At 76.1% G+C, this 1,834-nt stretch carries 1 protein-coding gene; it reads right to left on the minus strand.

What is annotated here, in order from left to right; translation table 11 throughout:
* Positions 1-117 precede the first annotated feature (117 nt).
* Positions 118-1,725, minus strand: coding sequence for an NAD(P)/FAD-dependent oxidoreductase (locus tag H5J33_RS33750; RefSeq protein WP_181798485.1), 1,608 nt, complete (start codon positions 1,723-1,725; stop codon positions 118-120).
* Positions 1,726-1,834 lie beyond the last annotated feature (109 nt).

Genomic DNA, 1,834 nt, shown 5'->3' on the forward strand with positions numbered 1-1,834 from the left:
GGCGGTACGGCACCGACGCGCGCTACGTCGGCCGGGGCGCGTACGTGGACGCGCTGCGCGTCGAGGCGGGCGGGGCGGTGCTGTTCGACGGGGCACGCCCTGCGGACGCGGCGCGGATCACCGCGCTGGGCTGGGAGCGTTCGGCCGACTGAACGGGGCGGGGCGGTCCCGTTCCAGTACCGCCATCGCCGCGTTGTGGCCCGGCACCCCGCTCACCCCGCCGCCGCGCACCGCGCCCGCCCCGCACAGCAGGACGTTGGCGTGCCGGGTCTCCACACCCCAACGGCCCGTCCCTTCCTCGGCGTAGGGCCAGGACAGGGCTCGGTGGAAGATGTGGCCGCCGGGCAGCCGGAGGTCCCGTTCCAGGTCCAGCGGGGTCTTCGCCTCGACGCAGGGGCGGCCGTCGGCGTCGGTGGCCAGGCAGTCGGCGATCGGCTCGGCGAGATGGGCGTCGAGCTGGGCGAGGGTGGCCGCGAGCAGTTCCTCGCGTGCGGCGTCGTTGTCCCGGTCGAAGAGCCGGGCCGGGGTGTGCAGACCGAACAGGGTGAGCGTGTGGCAGCCGCGCCCGGCGAGGCGGGGGCCGAGGATGGTGGGGTCGGTCAGGGAGTGGCAGTAGATCTCCGACGGCGGGGCGGCCGGGAGCCGGCCGGCGGCGGCCTCGGCGTGGGCGGTGGCCAGTTGCCGGTAGCCCTCGGCGATGTGGAAGGTGCCGGCGAACGCCTCGCGGGGGTCGGTGCCGGGGTCGCGCAGCCGGGGCAGCCGGGTGAGCAGCATGTTCACCTTGAGCTGGGCGCCCTCGGCGGGCTCGGGCGCCGGGTCGCCGGTGAGCGCGGCCAGTTGGTCCGGGGAGGCGCCCACCAGGACGTACCGGGCGGCGGCGGTGCCCTCGCCGTCGGCCGTGCGGTAGGTGATCTCGGCGGTGTGCCCGTCGGTGTCGATCCGGACCGCCTCGTGTCCGGTGGCGATGCGGGCCCCCGCCGAGCGGGCCGCCGCGGCCAGCGCGTCCGTCAGCGCGCCCATGCCGCCGACGGGCACGTCCCAGGCCCCGGTGCCGCCGCCGATGACGTGGTAGAGGAAGCAGCGGTTCTGGACCAGGGTGGGTTCGTGGGCGTCGGCGAAGGTGCCGATGAGCGCGTCGGTGAGGACGATGCCGCGCACCAGGTCGTCGACGAACGTCTCCTCGATGACGACGCCGACCGGCTGCTCGAACAGGGCCCGCCAGGCGGCCTCGTCGTCGATGCGGCGGCGCAACTCCTCCCGGCCGGGCAGTGGTTCGGTGAGCGTGGGGAAGACGCGCCGGGCGACACGGCCCGTCATGCCGTAGAAGCGCCGCCAGGCGGTGTACTCGCGGTCGCCGCCGGTCAGCCGGGCGAACGCCTCCCGGGTGCGCTGCTCGCCCCCGCCGACCAGCAGTCCCATGGGCCGGCCCGCCCGCTCCGCGGGGGTGTACGAGGAGATGGTGCGCGGGCGGACCCGGAAGTCCAGGCCGAGATCGCGCACGATCTTCCGCGGCAGCAGGCTGACCAGGTAGGAGTACCGGGACAGCCGGGCGTCGACGCCGGCGAACGGGCGGGTGGAGACGGCGGCGCCGCCGGTGTGGTCCAGCCGCTCCAGCACCAGCACGGAGCGGCCGGCCCGGGCCAGGTAGGCGGCGGCGACCAGACCGTTGTGGCCACCGCCGACGATCACGGCGTCGTACGCGCGGGTCGGCTCGTTCGCGGACATGGTCCTTCGTAGCACGCGCTGATCCACGAGAGCCAGAGCCGGCCCCGCCCCGGATGCCGCGGGCGTATCACGGCCGTCCCGTCCCCGGCGCCGGACGGGAGGCGGCCCG

This window comes from Streptomyces sp. WELS2 (assembly GCF_013870595.1).
In the GTDB taxonomy this organism is placed as follows: Bacteria; Actinomycetota; Actinomycetes; order Streptomycetales; family Streptomycetaceae; genus Streptomyces.

What these genes read in the sequence shown, in the direction of transcription:
- H5J33_RS33750 (WP_181798485.1), bottom strand. Translation starts at nt 1,725, where the DNA reads ATGTCCGCGAACGAGCCGACCCGCGCGTACGACGCCGTGATCGTCGGC.